13 protein-coding genes are annotated in these 14666 nt (G+C 60.5%); 6 read left to right on the forward strand and 7 right to left on the reverse strand.

The features are described from left to right. The first annotated feature begins 59 nt into the window (after positions 1 to 59). The 5 genes from NN484_RS16710 (at position 60) to NN484_RS16730 (ending at position 4980) form a co-directional block, all read left to right on the forward strand. The gene (locus NN484_RS16710) at positions 60 to 1394 is read left to right on the forward strand and encodes a TRZ/ATZ family hydrolase (RefSeq protein ID WP_274657503.1); all 1335 of its coding nucleotides are present in this window, start codon (positions 60 to 62) and stop codon (positions 1392 to 1394) included. A gap of 58 nt (positions 1395 to 1452) precedes the next feature. Continuing rightward, positions 1453 to 2151: a bifunctional 2-polyprenyl-6-hydroxyphenol methylase/3-demethylubiquinol 3-O-methyltransferase UbiG gene (ubiG, locus tag NN484_RS16715; RefSeq protein ID WP_108183445.1), complete on the forward strand. Its 699-nt coding sequence runs from the start codon at positions 1453 to 1455 to the stop codon at positions 2149 to 2151. A gap of 4 nt (positions 2152 to 2155) precedes the next feature. Beyond that, positions 2156 to 2827 (forward strand): N-acetylmuramic acid 6-phosphate phosphatase MupP, encoded by a 672-nt coding sequence (gene mupP / locus NN484_RS16720; protein ID WP_215502023.1) that lies wholly within the window; start codon positions 2156 to 2158, stop codon positions 2825 to 2827. A gap of 123 nt (positions 2828 to 2950) precedes the next feature. Beyond that, positions 2951 to 3691 carry a YciK family oxidoreductase gene (locus tag NN484_RS16725; RefSeq protein ID WP_025113079.1) on the forward strand — a complete coding sequence of 247 codons (741 nt, stop codon included), beginning with the start codon at positions 2951 to 2953 and terminating at the stop codon, positions 3689 to 3691. 362 nt (positions 3692 to 4053) lie between these two features. Next, positions 4054 to 4980 carry a GGDEF domain-containing protein gene (locus NN484_RS16730; RefSeq protein ID WP_127648824.1) on the forward strand — a complete coding sequence of 309 codons (927 nt, stop codon included), beginning with the start codon at positions 4054 to 4056 and terminating at the stop codon, positions 4978 to 4980. Positions 4981 to 5118: 138 nt separating this feature from the next. On the opposite strand, the gene NN484_RS16735 is transcribed toward NN484_RS16730, so the two are convergent. From NN484_RS16735 to NN484_RS16765, 7 genes are all read right to left on the reverse strand, one after another. Beyond that, positions 5119 to 5880 carry an iron-containing redox enzyme family protein gene (locus NN484_RS16735; protein WP_252191672.1) on the reverse strand — a complete coding sequence of 254 codons (762 nt, stop codon included), beginning with the start codon at positions 5878 to 5880 and terminating at the stop codon, positions 5119 to 5121. Positions 5881 to 5959: 79 nt separating this feature from the next. Continuing rightward, positions 5960 to 8419 carry an EAL domain-containing protein gene (locus NN484_RS16740; protein WP_274657504.1) on the reverse strand — a complete coding sequence of 820 codons (2460 nt, stop codon included), beginning with the start codon at positions 8417 to 8419 and terminating at the stop codon, positions 5960 to 5962. A gap of 200 nt (positions 8420 to 8619) precedes the next feature. Further along, positions 8620 to 10446, reverse strand: coding sequence for an ABC transporter ATP-binding protein (locus NN484_RS16745; RefSeq protein WP_127648827.1), 1827 nt, complete (start codon positions 10444 to 10446; stop codon positions 8620 to 8622). Continuing rightward, positions 10439 to 11041, reverse strand: a complete 603-nt coding sequence (locus NN484_RS16750) for a DsbA family protein (RefSeq protein WP_174823774.1) — start codon at positions 11039 to 11041, stop codon at positions 10439 to 10441. The genes NN484_RS16745 and NN484_RS16750 overlap by 8 nt, the downstream gene beginning before the upstream one ends. Before the next feature lie 35 nt (positions 11042 to 11076). Next, complete coding sequence (trhO, locus tag NN484_RS16755) at positions 11077 to 12018, reverse strand: oxygen-dependent tRNA uridine(34) hydroxylase TrhO (protein WP_108592511.1); 942 nt, start codon at positions 12016 to 12018, stop codon at positions 11077 to 11079. A 150-nt stretch (positions 12019 to 12168) separates the two neighbouring features. Then, the gene (locus NN484_RS16760) at positions 12169 to 12468 is read right to left on the reverse strand and encodes a BolA family protein (RefSeq protein ID WP_127648829.1); all 300 of its coding nucleotides are present in this window, start codon (positions 12466 to 12468) and stop codon (positions 12169 to 12171) included. A gap of 12 nt (positions 12469 to 12480) precedes the next feature. Next, positions 12481 to 12999 (reverse strand): DUF2059 domain-containing protein, encoded by a 519-nt coding sequence (locus tag NN484_RS16765; RefSeq protein WP_003226938.1) that lies wholly within the window; start codon positions 12997 to 12999, stop codon positions 12481 to 12483. Between the two features lie 193 nt (positions 13000 to 13192). Here NN484_RS16765 and NN484_RS16770 point away from each other — a divergent pair, with 193 nt between their 5' ends. After that, a complete protein-coding gene (locus NN484_RS16770) occupies positions 13193 to 14587 on the forward strand; it encodes a class II fumarate hydratase (protein ID WP_127648830.1) in 1395 nt (464 codons plus the stop codon). Positions 14588 to 14666 lie beyond the last annotated feature (79 nt).

Below are 14666 nucleotides of genomic sequence, written 5' to 3' on the forward strand. Positions count from 1 at the left end.
CGCGAAGACGCTCGGGTATACTTCGCCATCCTTTACAAAAGCACTGGAACCGACCCTCGATGCCGAAACCTGCCATTGCGCTCGACTTATTATTGCTGCCGACCTGGCTGGTACCCGTCGAACCTGCAGGCGTTGTGCTCAAGGAGCACGGCCTGGGCATCCGCGATGGTCGCATCGTGTTTATCGGCCCACGCGCCGAAGCACTGAAGTGTAACGCCACGCAAATCCGCGAATTACCGGACGTACTGCTCGCCCCGGGCCTGATCAACGCCCACGGCCACGCAGCGATGACGCTGTTCCGCGGCCTGGCCGATGATCTGCCGCTGATGACCTGGCTGGAAAACCACATCTGGCCGGCCGAGGCCAAATGGGTCGATGAAGATTTCGTGCGTGATGGCACCGATCTGGCCATTGCCGAGCAGATCAAAGGTGGCATCACCTGCTTCTCGGACATGTATTTCTTTCCGAAAGTCGCCAGCGAACGCGTGCACAACAGCGGCATCCGTGCGCAGATCGCGATCCCGATCCTCGATTTCCCGATTCCCGGCGCCGCCAGTGCCGATGAGGCCATTCGCCAGGGCGTCGAGCTGTTCGGCGATCTGAAACATCACGAACGGATCAAGATCACCTTCGGCCCTCATGCACCCTACACCGTGGGCGACGAGAACCTGGAAAAAATCCGCGTGATCGCTGAAGAGCTGGATGCGTCGATTCACATGCACGTCCACGAAACCGCTTTCGAAGTCCAGCAATCGCTGGAACATCGCGGCGAGCGGCCATTGGCCCGCCTCGGCCGGCTGGGCCTGCTCGGCCCGCGCTTCCAGGCCGTGCACATGACCCAGATCAGCGATGACGATCTCGCATTGCTGGTAGAAAGCAACAGCAGCGTGATCCACTGCCCGGAATCGAACCTGAAGCTGGCCAGCGGTTTCTGCCCGGTGGAGCGTCTGTGGCAGGCTGGCGTGAACGTCGCCGTCGGTACCGATGGCGCGGCAAGCAACAACGATCTCGACCTGCTGGGCGAAACCCGTACCGCCGCGTTGCTGGCCAAAGCCGTCGCCGGTTCGGCCACTGCGCTGGACGCCCATCGCGCGCTGCGCATGGCCACACTCAATGGCGCGCGAGCACTGGGGATCGAAGCGCAGGTCGGCTCGCTGGAAATTGGCAAGGCCGCCGACATCGTCGCCTTCGACCTGTCCGGCCTGGCCCAGCAACCGGTCTACGACCCGGTGTCGCAGCTTATCTATGCCACCGGTCGCGATTGCGTGAAACACCTGTGGGTCGCCGGCAAACAGTTACTCGACGACCGGTGCCTGACCCGTCTGGATGAACAACAGCTGGGCGCTACCGCCCGGGCCTGGGGCCTGCGCATCAGCGGCCACACCGAATCGTAAACACCCCGGACCAGACTCCGGGGCTACAGCCTTTTTCAAGTTTTTCGAGGAATTGATCATGAGCAACGTCGACCACGCCGAAATCGCCAAATTCGAAGCCCTGGCCCATCGCTGGTGGGACCGCGAAAGCGAGTTCAAACCGCTGCACGACATCAACCCGCTGCGCGTCAACTGGATTGACGAGCGGGTCAATCTGGCCGGCAAGAAAGTCCTCGACGTCGGTTGCGGCGGCGGCATCCTCAGCGAAGCCATGGCCCAGCGCGGCGCCACCGTGATGGGCATCGACATGGGCGAAGCGCCGCTGGCGGTCGCGCAACTGCACCAGTTGGAGTCCGGCGTCAGCGTCGAATACCGCCAGATCACCGCCGAAGCCCTGGCCGAAGAAATGCCCGAGCAGTTCGACGTCGTCACTTGCCTGGAAATGCTGGAACACGTGCCGGACCCGTCGTCGGTGATCCGCGCCTGCTACCGCATGGTCAAGCCCGGCGGCCAGGTGTTCTTCTCGACCATCAACCGCAACCCGAAGGCGTACCTGTTCGCCATCGTCGGCGCCGAATACATCATGAAGCTGCTGCCGCGCGGCACCCACGACTTCAAGAAATTCATCCGCCCGTCCGAGCTCGGCGCCTGGAGCCGCATCGCCGGCCTGACCGTCAAGGACATCATCGGCCTGACCTACAACCCGCTGACCAAGCACTACAAGCTGGCCAACGACGTTGACGTCAACTACATGATCCAGACCCTGCGCGAGGAGTAAGCCGATGGCCATCAGAGCAGTTCTTTTCGACATGGACGGCACCCTGCTCGACACCGCGCCGGACTTCATCGCCATTTGTCAGGCGATGCGCGCGGATCGTGGCTTGCCGCCGATGAATGACAAGCACATCCGCGACGAAATCTCCGGCGGCGCCAAAGCCATGGTCGCCGTGACCTTTTCAATGGACCCGGAATCGCCGGGTTTCGAGGAACTGCGCCTGGAGTTTCTGGAGCGCTATCTGGTTGGCTGCGCAGTGCATAGCAAACTGTTCGACGGCATGGGCGAACTGTTGGCAGATATCGAAAAGGCCAATCTGCTCTGGGGCGTGGTGACCAACAAGCCGCTGCGCTTTGCCGAACCGATCATGCAACAACTGGGGCTGGCCGAGCGTTCGGCGCTGCTGATCTGCCCGGATCACGTGAAAAACAGCAAGCCCGATCCGGAGCCACTGATCCTCGCGTGCAAGATGCTTGATCTGGATCCATCGACCGTTCTGTTTGTCGGCGATGATCTGCGCGATATCGAGTCAGGGCGCGATGCCGGTACGAAAACGGCTGCTGTGACATTTGGCTACATCCACCCCGACGACAACCCGCGGCACTGGGGCGCGGACGTGGTGGTGGATCATCCGCTGGAATTGCGCAAGGTGCTCGACAGCGCGCTCTGCAGCTGCTGATCAAAGTCAAAAGATCGTCCGAACACGGCCCGAACCTGCGGCAGGTCCTACAAGATTGCGATGATCTGTAGGAGCTGCCGAAGGCTGCGATCTTTTAGCGTTTAAATGGATTGTGAGGTTTTTATGTTTGATTACTCCGCTCGTCCCGAATTGCTCAAGGATCGGGTCATTCTGGTCACCGGTGCCGGCCGTGGCATTGGTGCGGCTGCCGCGAAAACCTATGCCGCCCATGGCGCCACCGTGTTGCTGCTGGGCAAGACCGAAGCCAATCTGACGCAGGTCTACGACGAGATCGAAGCGGCGGGCCATCCGCAACCGGCGGTGATCCCGTTCAACCTCGAGACCGCCCTGCCCCATCAGTACGATGAGCTGGCGGCGATGATCGAGACCGAGTTCGGCCATCTCGACGGCCTGCTGCACAACGCCTCGATCATTGGTCCGCGCACGCCGATCGAACAGCTGTCGGGCGAAAACTTCATGCGCGTCATGCAAGTCAACGTCAACGCCATGTTCATGCTGACCAGCACCCTGCTGCCGCTGCTCAAACTGTCGCAGGATGCCTCGGTGGTGTTCACCTCCAGCAGCGTCGGGCGCAAGGGCCGGGCCTACTGGGGCGCCTACGGCGTATCGAAGTTCGCTACCGAAGGCCTGATGCAAACCCTGGCCGATGAAGTCGATGGCGTGGCGCCGGTACGCTCCAACAGCATCAACCCGGGGGGCACCCGCACCAGCATGCGCGCCCAGGCTTACCCGGGAGAAAACCCGCTGAACAACCCGACCCCGGAAGAGATCATGCCGGTGTACCTGTACCTGATGGGCCCGGACAGCACCGGCATCAATGGCCAGGCCTTCAACGCGCAATAACTGCCATACGTCGCTTTTGTGGCCGTGGCGGATTACCGTCGCGGCACACATTTGCCGCTTCCCGATATCACACTCCAGTCAAATATCCGCCACTGACCCTCAAAGCAAAAAGCCATCCTGTTGATTCATAACGGTTTTAATAAACATGAACCGAATGGCATGACTTTCGCTCTAATTTTCCTCAAAGCATGCCGTGTGAAGGCACTGGGGCAAGGCCGATTTCGATAGCTGACTAATCGTCATCAGGCAGACTAAACTTACGCCAAATGTCCTACGGGACTGATGGATCAGTATGACGCGCAGCCCATAGCCGCTCTCACCCAGCCTGTAAGACAGACTTACTGCTTAGGGGCTCACGCCATATGAAATCACCCTCCCAGACCAATGCAATTGACTTTGACAGTGCCAAATTGCAACGCCTGGGCTTTGGTCAGCTGCCTCCGCTGCTGGAACGCCCGGCCAACCTGGCGCAACTGCGCCAGCAAATGAGCCTGCAACTGCAAACCAGTCTTGAGCCGCAACGAATCCTTGGTCTGTTTTTCCGCGAAGTTCAGCGCCTGGTGCCGCTGGACGCTTTGAGTTACGTGCATTCGGCCAGCGACCTGCGCCTGGAGTTCGGCGCACGCGGTCACCATTCGGTCAGCTACAGCCTCAGCCACGAAGGCGAGCATCTGGGTGAGCTGGTGTTCCGCCGCAATCAACGCTTCAGCGAGCAAGACCAGGGCAACCTCGAATCGCTGCTGTCGTCGCTGTTGTTCCCCATGCGCAACGCCCTGCTCTACCGCGCCGCAACGCAAAGCGCGCTGCGCGACCCGTTGACCGGGACCGGCAACCGGATCGCCATGGAGCAGACCCTGCAACGCGAGATCGACATGTCACGGCGGCATCTGCAACCGTTGTCGGTGCTGATGCTCGACATCGACCATTTCAAACGGGTCAACGACAGCCACGGACACAGCGCCGGGGATGACGTACTCAAAGCGGTGGCGGCGTCGATCAAGGGCCAACTGCGCAATGTCGACATGGTGTTTCGCTATGGCGGAGAAGAGTTTCTGATCCTGCTGTGCAACACCGGCCGGGAAGCGGCGGCGATGGTCGGCGAACGCCTGCGCCATGCCGCGCAGGCTGCGCAATACTTCGCTGACGGCCAGTTGATCGACCTGACCGTGAGCCTCGGCTGCTCGAGTCTGCTGCCGGGGGAATCGGCCGACAGCCTGCTGCGCCGCGCTGACAGCGCGCTGTATGTGGCCAAGCGCGAGGGGCGTAATCGCCTGGCGATGGCTGGCTGATACTTTTTTGATACCCCCAAAATCACTGTAGGAGTGAGCCTGCTCGCGATAACGGTGTGTCAGTCACCCTCTATGTTGACTGGCACACCGTTATCGCGAGCAGGCTCACTCCTACACTTTTTGCGGTGTTATGGGATATCAGCTCTCTACCAGCGCCAGACGCTCACGCCCATGGATCGCCCGCTCGGCGTTTTCCAGTTGCATGCAGCGCTCGAGGAACAGGTACATGTAGTCATAGCTCTTGCAGACTGCCTGGCGCAGCTCGGTCTGCAACGCCTTGCTCGGGTTCATCCCGGCCAGCGTGCAGATGATTTCCAGCGCCTCCCACGGATGCGCGTCGTCATACTGGGCGTGCATCTTCAGCCACTTCATGGCGCGCTTGCGCTCCTCTTCGGGGAACGCCGCGGCGTACACCCCCGTAGAGCAGACCAGCGCCGACCACTCCCCGGTCGCACCCTCGATGGCATAGTTGGTGGCGGCGATGGCGACGATCAGCGAATCCGCCGAGCTGGTGTGCCAGCACCAGTGACTCAAGGCATGCAGTTCGGGCGGCACTTGCTGGGCCTGAAGATCCTCAAGGCTGACGCCATGCGCGCGGCTCCAGTTCAGCCAGTAGTCGGCATGGTTGAGTTCGACGCGAATGTTGCGCATCAGCCAGCGGCGCGCCATGTCCTCCCCAGGATGGCGGGCAAACCTGGTCTTTGTCAGGTTCTGCGCCATATACAACGCAAACTGTTCAACGACCGGCCAGCCCCCGATCAGGTACTGGCGCATGGTCTTGGCGCTGAGCTTGTTATCGCGCAGGCGCAGGTACAGTTCATGTTCGACAACCCGGCGCTTGCTCTCGCTGCAGTCCACAATGAGCTGTTGTGCCCAGGCTGGATAACTTGCAGCTTCCATGAGTGGTCCGGTTCGGTTGAATGTGTCGATCACTGTTCGGCTCCTTTTGATTTGTGATTGTAAGGATCGGCAAGAGCTTTCAACGGAACGTGCCAGGCGCTTTGAACAACAACGGCTGCGGTCTGGCGGGCCGACTTTGCAAACTGTCGCAGGTAAACAATTGCGGGCGTTCGATGACATAACCCTGAGCGTAATCCACCCCGATTTCAAGCAGTGCCTGCTCGATCTGGGTTGTTTCAACAAACTCGGCAATTGTCTGCTTACCCATGACATGCCCGATGTGATTGATCACTTCGACCATTGCGCGGTTAATCGGGTCGTCCAGCATATCCTTTACGAAACTCCCGTCGATCTTCAGGAAGTCTACAGGCAAATGTTTCAGATAAGCGAATGAAGACATTCCGGCACAAAAGTCATCGAGGGAGAAGTAACAACCTAAGCCTTTGAGTTCATTAATAAATCTAATTGCACTACCGAGATTGGCAATTGCACTGGTTTCGGTAATTTCAAAACAAATCATTTCAGGTGGTATGGAGTAACTAACAAACTGTTCCCGCAGAAAGTGCAAGAACGCGTCATCTCCGATAGTAATGCCTGAAAGATTAATCGCACACATTGCCAACGGGCCTTCATGTTGTTCGGCAATACATTGGGCAATGACTTTAAAAACATTCTCGACTACCCAGCGGTCGAGTTGACTCATCAGGCCATAACGTTCGGCTGCCGGAATGAAACTGTCCGGCAGGATCATCCGTCCGGCCTCGTCATGCAGGCGCAAAAGGATTTCGATGTGCCCGCCACCGCCGACCGTGGTACCCAGCGGGGCAATTTCCTGGGCATACAGGCAGAAGCGGTTTTCTTCCAGCGCCATGTGCAAACGCTGCACCCAGGCCATTTCACCGAAGCGCAACGACAGCTCGGAGTCATCGGCGTGGTAGACCTGCACCCGGTTACGCCCCTTCTCCTTGGCCATGTAGCACGCCATGTCGGCTGCACGCAGCGACGCTTCAAGGGTCGTCGGGGTCTGGGCGATATGCACCAGGCCGATACTCACGGTGGTCAAAAATGGCCGGCCCTTCCACACGAAGTGCAGACTCTGCACGGTCTGGCGCAGGCTTTCGGCGATTTTCTCCGCAGCCTCCGGTGCGCAGTTCTCCAGCAGAATGCCGAACTCATCCCCGCCCAGCCGCGCCAAGGTATCGCTCTCGCGCAAGCCCGACTGCAACAGCGCGCAGATGTGGCGCAGCAGCTCGTCGCCGGCTGCGTGACCGCAGGTGTCGTTGACCAGTTTGAACTGGTCCAGATCCAGGAACATCAGCGCATGTCGACCGGACTGGCGCGTCAAATTGTGCAGCGCCTGTTCCAGGCGGTATTCGAACTCACGGCGATTGGCCAGACCGGTCAGGGCATCGTGGGTCGCTTGCCACGACAGGTTGGCGATGTACTGCCGCTCTTGAGTCATGTCATGCAATACCAGCACCGTGCCACTGATCTTTTCGGCATTGCGGATCGGCGCGCCGACCAGTGTCACCGACACCGTACTGCCGTCCAGGCGCTGAATCAGTTTGGAGTGCTCGCTGCCGCCGACCAGTTTGCCGCTGAGAATATGCTCGATCAGTGTCAGCCCTTCAGTCTGGGCGTTGTCATCCAGCAAGTTGAACAGTGCGGCCAGCGGCAGACCCGCCGCGTGCTCGGCCTTCCAGTGGGTCATGGCCTCGGCCGCCGGGTTCATGTAATCGATGGCCCCATCGACATCGGTGGTGATGACGCCGTCGCCGATCGATTGCAGGGTGATGTGCGCCCGGTCCTTCTCCAACTGCAGTGCCTGGGCAAAGGCATGGCGCTGCTTGAGCAGCTTGTGCGTACGCAGCAAGGCCAGCGCAATCAGCCCCAGCGCCGTGGCCAGGTTGGTGAACAGCAGCAGGCGCAGGATCATCCGCGAGCCCTCGCCCAAGGCATCGCTGAAGGCCTTGGCTGCCGGGGTCACGCCGTCATTGATTGCGAAAATCTGCGTTTTCCAGCGTTGAATATCAGCCGGCGTCGCAACGTTTTCACTGATGCCCTGATGCATCTCGCGCGCGACTTTGTCCAGCTGGACCAGATAGGCGTCGCCGATCGTCCAGCGGTCGATGGCGGTTTCCAGATAACTGAAATGACGAAAATTGAGGTACAGCCAGATCAGACTCGGGACGTCATCGGGGTGGTTGCCACCCTTGAGGATGCCTTCTCGTGCCGCTTGCAGATCCGGTGGCTGTCGATCCAGAGCCAGACGCAACTCGTGACCGCCCTGCGGCACGGCAATCGCGTCCTTGTACTTGAGGAAGATCGCCTCGTCGCGGCTGTCGGCGTAGAGGTTCAGATAATAGATGGCGTCCTTCTGGCCCTTGGACCAAAGACTCTCGCCGGCCACATAGCCGCGAACGGCCGACAGGACGTAAAGACTCACGCCCCCCAATAACGCCTGAAATAACACGACGGCAATAAATGGCCAGACGATGCCCAACAACCGTGGCGTTCCGAGAGTCCTTTTTTGCTTCATGAGGTCCCTTGCACAAGCACTGCCAGATGAACACCGGAAGATACCGCTTCTGACAGCTCAGCCTAGGCTATTTTCGACACATCGAAGGCAGCGCTGTGCCGTCTTGCGGGTCGATCGTACTACCGACTGGTCTGTCGCAGGGTTTCAGGTGGTTTTACTCAAAGCAATTCAAGCACTAAGCACAGAAAGTGCGACGAAACTCAAGTGCGTTGTATCTGCTGCAGATGGCCATACAGCTTGGCGTACAGGCCACCATCCGCGATCAGTTGCTGGTGATCGCCGTCCTCGGCCACTCGCCCGCCATCGAACACCAGCACGCGGTCCGCCTGCTTCACCGCTGACAGGCGATGCGCAATGATCAACGTGGTGCGGCCATTGAGGAAACGCGCCATGGCCTGATGCAGGTTGTACTCGGTGGCGGCATCGAGGGCCGAAGTGGCTTCATCGAGGATCACCACTTTCGGCTCGGCGAGGATCATCCGGGCAATCGCCAGGCGCTGACGCTGACCGCCGGACAGGCGCACGCCAGAGCGTCCGACAATGCTGTCGAGACCATCCGGCAGCGCGCGAATGCTCGCCTCCAGCTGGGCGATTTCCAGCGCCTGCCAGCAGGCTTCATCGCTGCGGGTGCGACCCATGGTCAGGTTGGCGCGTACCGTGTCGTTGAACAGCGCCGGATGCTGCAGCACCACCGCGACGTTTTCGCGAATCAGCTCCAGGCCGATTTCCTGCTGGGTCGAACCGCCGAAACGGATCGTACCGGCCAACGGCGTGTACAGCCCGAGCAGCAACTGCACCAGGGTACTCTTGCCGCCGCCACTGGCACCGACAATTGCGACTTTTTCACCGGGGGCGATGGACAGGTTCATCTGATCCACCACCAACTCATCGCCGTAACCGAAGCTCAGCCCCTGCACCTCGATGCCCACGGTTTCACGACCCTTGAACGGATCGACGCCGCCCGGGTATTGCGGTTCGTCAGCCCGAGCCAGCAGTTCGTTGATCCGCGACAGCGCGCCGCCCGCCGCGTAGTAGGCGTATTGCAGATTAAGCAGTTGTTCGACCGGGCCGATCATGAACCACAGGTAACTGAACACCGCGAGCATCTGGCCGATCGACAGGTCGGAGAACAGCACCGTAAGCATGGCCGCGGCGCGAAAGATATCGATGCCGAACTGGAACAGCAGACCGCTGGCGCGGTTCGACGCATCGGTCTTCCACTGCGAATTGACCGCGTAATTGCGCACTTCCTGCGCGCGCAATCCGAGCCGTCCGAGGAAGAAGCCCTGACGGTTGCCGGCGCGCACTTCCTGGATCGCATCGAGGGTTTCGCTCAGGGCCTGAGTGAAACGCGAGGTGCTGTCGTTCTCCAGTTTCTTCAGGTGCTTGACCCGCTTGCCCAACTGCACCGTGGCGTAGATCACCAGCGGGTTGAACAGCAGGATCAGCAGCGCCAGTTTCCAGTGCATCCACATCAGGATGCTGGCGGTGCCGACCAGGGTCAGCATCGCCACCAGAAAACGGCTGAGGGTTTCGCCGACGAACTTGTCGAGGGTGTCCAGATCAGTGACCAGGTGCGTGGTCACGGTGCCGCTGCCGAGGCTTTCGTACTCGCCGAGGGAGATACGTTTGAGGCGCTCGATCAGGCGCACGCGAATGCGGTAGACGATGTCCTTGGCCAGCCGCGCAAACAACCGCGCCTGCAGCACACCAAAGCACAGGGCGCTGCAACGCAGGGTCAGGGTGACCACCAGCATCAGGCCGATGTAACCCGCCGCCTGCTGCCACATCGACGGCAGCACGTGGTTCATGATTTTCAGCGCGGCATCGCCATGGCCGAGCAGGACTTCATCCACCAGCAACGGCAACAGCAATGGAATCGGCACGCTGCACAGCGTCGCCAGTACGGCCACGCCGTTAGCGATCCACAGGGATTTTTTGTGATGAAGCGCCAGACGCCGGACTTCTGCCCAGCTCAGCCGGTCGACACGCTTTACGGCTGGCGTGTCATCGGCCCGGTCAGGCACAGGCTGCGCGCTCCAGCCAGCGGCCGAGCAATGGCGACAGCTCACTGAGCGGTTGATAGCCGTTGGTCAGCAACGCCAGTTGGCCGTTGCGTTCGGCGAGCAGGGTCGGGAAACCGGCGATGCCCAGATCCTGCACCCAACTGAAATCGGCCTGAGTCGCCTTGTGTTGATCGGCATGATCGAACAGCGCGGCAAATTCGATACGCGGCACGCCGGCCTGTTCAGCCAGTTCCACCAGCACACTGGCCTGGGTGACATCGCGACCTTCAGCGTAAAACGCCTGCTGGATCAGGCCGACCAGTTTCCACGCGCAATCCGGCGCCAGGCTGCGCGCGGTGACGATCGCGCGGCAGGCCGGCTCGGTGTCGTAGACAAAACCGTCGGGCAACGCGCCGTCGAACTTGAACGGCTGGCCGGTGGCCTCGGTGACCGCCTGCCAGTGCTCAAGAATGTAGCGCCGCGTGGTCGGTTCCAGTGCCGCACCGCTGCCGGTGCGCAAGCCGCCGACCACCAGATGCAGTTCCACCCCCGCTGCCTGCGCCTGCTCGACCAATGCCTTGGCAACCGGAGCGAACCCCCAGCACCAGGAACACATCGGATCCATCACATAGAGCAGGCGCGCAGACATGATTAAGCCTCGGTGGATGCTTGTTTATAGTTGTAGCCGATCGGGTGCGGCATGTTGCGCGCCTTGGCCAGTTCGATCTGCTTCTGCCGATCGATGGCGCTGCGACGGGTTTTCTCGCTCAGCTTGTCCCAGCAATGCGGGCAACTGATGCCGGCCACGTAATGCTCGGAGGCACGATCTTCAACGCTGACCGGTGTGCGGCAGGCATGACATTGATCGTAGTCGCCTTCGCTGAGGTCGTGACGCACGGTCACGCGGTTGTCGAACACGAAGCAGTCGCCCTGCCATTTGGTTTCTTCCTGCGGCACCTCTTCGAGGTATTTCAGGATGCCGCCCTTGAGGTGGTAAACCTCTTCGAAACCCTCGCCCAGCATGTAGCTCGAGGCTTTCTCGCAGCGAATGCCACCGGTGCAGAACATCGCGACCTTCTTGTGCACGGCCGGGTCGAAGTGCTCTTTGATGTAATCGGGAAATTCGCGAAAACTGGTGGTTTTCGGATCGATGGCGCCTTCGAAGGTACCGATCGACACTTCGTAGTCGTTGCGGGTGTCGATCAGCAGCACTTCCGGATCGCTGATCAGCGCGTTCCAGTCTTGCGGCTCGACGTAGGTGCCGACCTTTTTGTTCGGGTCCACGCCTTCGACGCCGAGGGTGACGATCTCTTTTTTCAGTTTGACTTTGGTGCGGTAGAACGGCTGCTCGTCGCAGTACGACTCTTTGTGGTCGATGTCGATCATGCGCGGGTCGTTCTTCAGCCAGGCGAGCAGGCCATCGATGCCTTCGCGGCTGCCGGACACGGTGCCGTTGATGCCTTCTTCGGCGATCAACAGGGTGCCTTTGATGCCATTGTCGACCATCGCTTGCAGCAGTGGCTCGCGCAGGTTGACGTAATCTTCGAGGGTGACGAACTTATACAGTGCCGCCACGACAATCGGTTGTGTCATGGGTATTTCTCCAGGTGGCTACCCTCGCAAAGGGTGAACCGGATTCAAAAAAAACGCGCCGGGTGAGCGGCGCGTTGCGGATTCTAGCAAAAACATCACCCTCTGCGGCAGCCACCTGTAGGAGCTGCCGCAGGCTGCGATCTTTTGATCTTAATGTTTGCTACCGCCGGCACAGGTCGGCGACGCCGGAGCGGCGCCCACCTCTGCCCATTCCTGCGGGGTGTAGGTGTGCAGCGCCAACGCATGGAACTCGCCCATCAGCTCGCCGAGCGTGCCGTAGACTTTCTGGTGGCGCTTGACCCGGTTCAGGCCTTCGAACTGTGCGCTGACCACCACAGCCTTGAAGTGGGTCTGTAACCCGCGACTGTGCATGTGGCTTTCGTCCAGCACCTGCAGATGCTCAGGCTGAAGCAGGCTCAGCGTCGATTCGATGCGTTGTTGCATGGTCATCACGAACTCCGCTTACTTCTTCTTGGCCGGCGCAGCGCCTTTCGGTGCCAGCTCGTTGGTCATGTCGTCGAGCAGTTTGTTGACGACAGGGACGGCGCTTTCCAGCTTGGCCTGGGTCATCTGGGCCGATTGCTGGGTCAGCTGCGGCATTTTTTCCAGGACTTTCTTGCCCAGTGGCGACTGGTAGAACGCGACCAGGTCTTTCAGCTCGGATTCGCTGAAGTTGCTGGTGTAGAGCTTGACCATGTCAGGCTTGAGCTTGTTCCAGCCGATGGCCTGGTCCAGGGCAGCGTTGGCCTTGGCCTGGTAGGTTTCCAGTACGGCTTTCTTGGATTCCGGGGCTTTGGTCTGTTCAAAGCGCTGAGCAAACATTTGCTGCACTTGCATGTACACCGGAGTACCCAGTTTGTCAGCGTGCGCCAGGGTCAGGAAAGCTTCGGCACTGGCGTTGTGGCTGGCGGTATCGGCAAGCACCTGGCCGCTGGCGCAAACCAGTGCAACCGCGGTACAGATGGCACGAAGACGAGTCATCGAGTTTCCTTTTCTAGCTAGCGAGGTAAAACCCCAAGGGCGACCATTCTGCGCCTAAAAAACCTCGTGGCTCAACCCCCGGCCCTTGCCGTGCTTGATTGGCCGGGTTTTACCGGTCAACAATCGGTTCGAGGGAACCACCTGGGCCTGACCGGGCCTAAACTGCGCAAACAGACCAACAGGAGTGTGCACCATGAGCCGTATCGAAACCGACAGCCTGGGCCAGATCGAAGTCCCGGACGACGCTTACTGGGGTGCTCAGACGCAACGCTCGCTGATCAACTTCGCCATCGGTCAGGAACGCATGCCGTTGCCGGTACTGCACGCCCTGGCCCTGATCAAGAAAGCCGCCGCCCGGGTCAACGACCGCAACGGCGACCTGCCCGCCGACATCGCCCGCCTGATCGAACAAGCCGCCGACGAAGTGCTCGACGGCCAGCACGACGACCAGTTCCCGCTGGTGGTCTGGCAGACCGGCAGCGGCACCCAGAGCAACATGAACGTCAACGAAGTGATCGCCGGTCGCGCCAACGAACTGGCCGGTAACCCGCGCGGCGGCAAGACGCCGGTGCACCCCAACGATCACGTCAACCGCTCGCAAAGCTCCAACGACTGCTTCCCCACCGCCATGAGCATCGCCACCGCCAAAGCCGTGCAGGAACAACTGCTGCCGGCCATCGCCGAGCTGTCCGGCGGTCTGGCCGAATTGGCGGCACGCCATATGAAACTGGTGAAGACCGGCCGCACGCACATGATGGATGCGACGCCGATCACCTTCGGTCAGGAGCTGTCTGGATTTATAGCGCAACTGGATTACGCCGAACGAGCGCTCCGCTCAGCGCTGCCAGCCGTGTGTGAACTGGCGCAGGGCGGCACCGCGGTCGGCACCGGCCTGAATTCGCCGCACGGCTTCGGCGAAGCGATAGCCGCAGAACTCGCCGCGCTGTCCGGCCTGCCGTTCGTCACCGCGCCGAACAAGTTTGCCGCACTGGCCGGGCATGAACCGCTGACCAGCCTGTCCGGTGCCCTGAAAACCCTCGCCGTGGCGCTGATGAAAATCGCCAACGACCTGCGCCTGCTCGGCTCTGGTCCACGCGCGGGGTTTGCCGAAGTGAAGCTGCCGGCCAACGAGCCGGGCAGCTCGATCATGCCCGGCAAGGTCAACCCGACCCAGTGCGAAGCGCTGTCGATGCTCGCCTGCCAGGTGTTGGGCAATGACGTCACCATCGGCATCGCGGCCAGTCAGGGCCACCTGCAACTGAACGTGTTCAAACCGGTGATCATCCACAACCTGCTGCAATCGATCCGCCTGCTCGCCGACGGTTGCAGCAACTTCCAGCAGCACTGCATCGCAGGTCTTGAGCCGGACGCCGACGTCATGGCCAAACACCTGGAGCGCGGACTGATGCTGGTGACGGCGCTGAACCCGCACATCGGTTATGACAAGTCGGCAGAAATCGCCAAGAAGGCTTACAGCGAAGGCCTGACCTTGCGCGAGGCGGCGCTGCAGCTGGGGTATCTGACCGATGAAGAGTTCGATGCCTGGGTGCGGCCGGAGAACATGATCGAGGCTGGCGCCAAGGGCTAACAGCAAAAAAGATCGCAGCCTTCGGCAGCTCCTACAAGGGAATGCATTCCAACCTGTAGGAGCTGCCGCAGGCTGCGAT

It is taken from the genome of Pseudomonas serboccidentalis, from assembly GCF_028830055.1.
GTDB classification, from domain to species: Bacteria; Pseudomonadota; Gammaproteobacteria; order Pseudomonadales; family Pseudomonadaceae; genus Aquipseudomonas; species Aquipseudomonas serboccidentalis.

Excerpts from the sequence above, each read along its gene's own strand:
- NN484_RS16710 (WP_274657503.1), top strand. The coding sequence starts at position 60 with ATGCCGAAACCTGCCATTGCGCTCGACTTATTATTGCTGCCGACCTGG.
- ubiG (WP_108183445.1), top strand. The coding sequence starts at position 1,453 with ATGAGCAACGTCGACCACGCCGAAATCGCCAAATTCGAAGCCCTGGCC.
- mupP (WP_215502023.1), top strand. The coding sequence starts at position 2,156 with ATGGCCATCAGAGCAGTTCTTTTCGACATGGACGGCACCCTGCTCGAC.
- NN484_RS16725 (WP_025113079.1), top strand. The coding sequence starts at position 2,951 with ATGTTTGATTACTCCGCTCGTCCCGAATTGCTCAAGGATCGGGTCATT.
- NN484_RS16730 (WP_127648824.1), top strand. The coding sequence starts at position 4,054 with ATGAAATCACCCTCCCAGACCAATGCAATTGACTTTGACAGTGCCAAA.
- NN484_RS16735 (WP_252191672.1), bottom strand. The coding sequence starts at position 5,880 with ATGGAAGCTGCAAGTTATCCAGCCTGGGCACAACAGCTCATTGTGGAC.
- NN484_RS16740 (WP_274657504.1), bottom strand. The coding sequence starts at position 8,419 with ATGAAGCAAAAAAGGACTCTCGGAACGCCACGGTTGTTGGGCATCGTC.
- NN484_RS16750 (WP_174823774.1), bottom strand. The coding sequence starts at position 11,041 with ATGTGTTCCTGGTGCTGGGGGTTCGCTCCGGTTGCCAAGGCATTGGTC.
- trhO (WP_108592511.1), bottom strand. The coding sequence starts at position 12,018 with ATGACACAACCGATTGTCGTGGCGGCACTGTATAAGTTCGTCACCCTC.
- NN484_RS16760 (WP_127648829.1), bottom strand. The coding sequence starts at position 12,468 with ATGACCATGCAACAACGCATCGAATCGACGCTGAGCCTGCTTCAGCCT.
- NN484_RS16765 (WP_003226938.1), bottom strand. The coding sequence starts at position 12,999 with ATGACTCGTCTTCGTGCCATCTGTACCGCGGTTGCACTGGTTTGCGCC.
- NN484_RS16770 (WP_127648830.1), top strand. The coding sequence starts at position 13,193 with ATGAGCCGTATCGAAACCGACAGCCTGGGCCAGATCGAAGTCCCGGAC.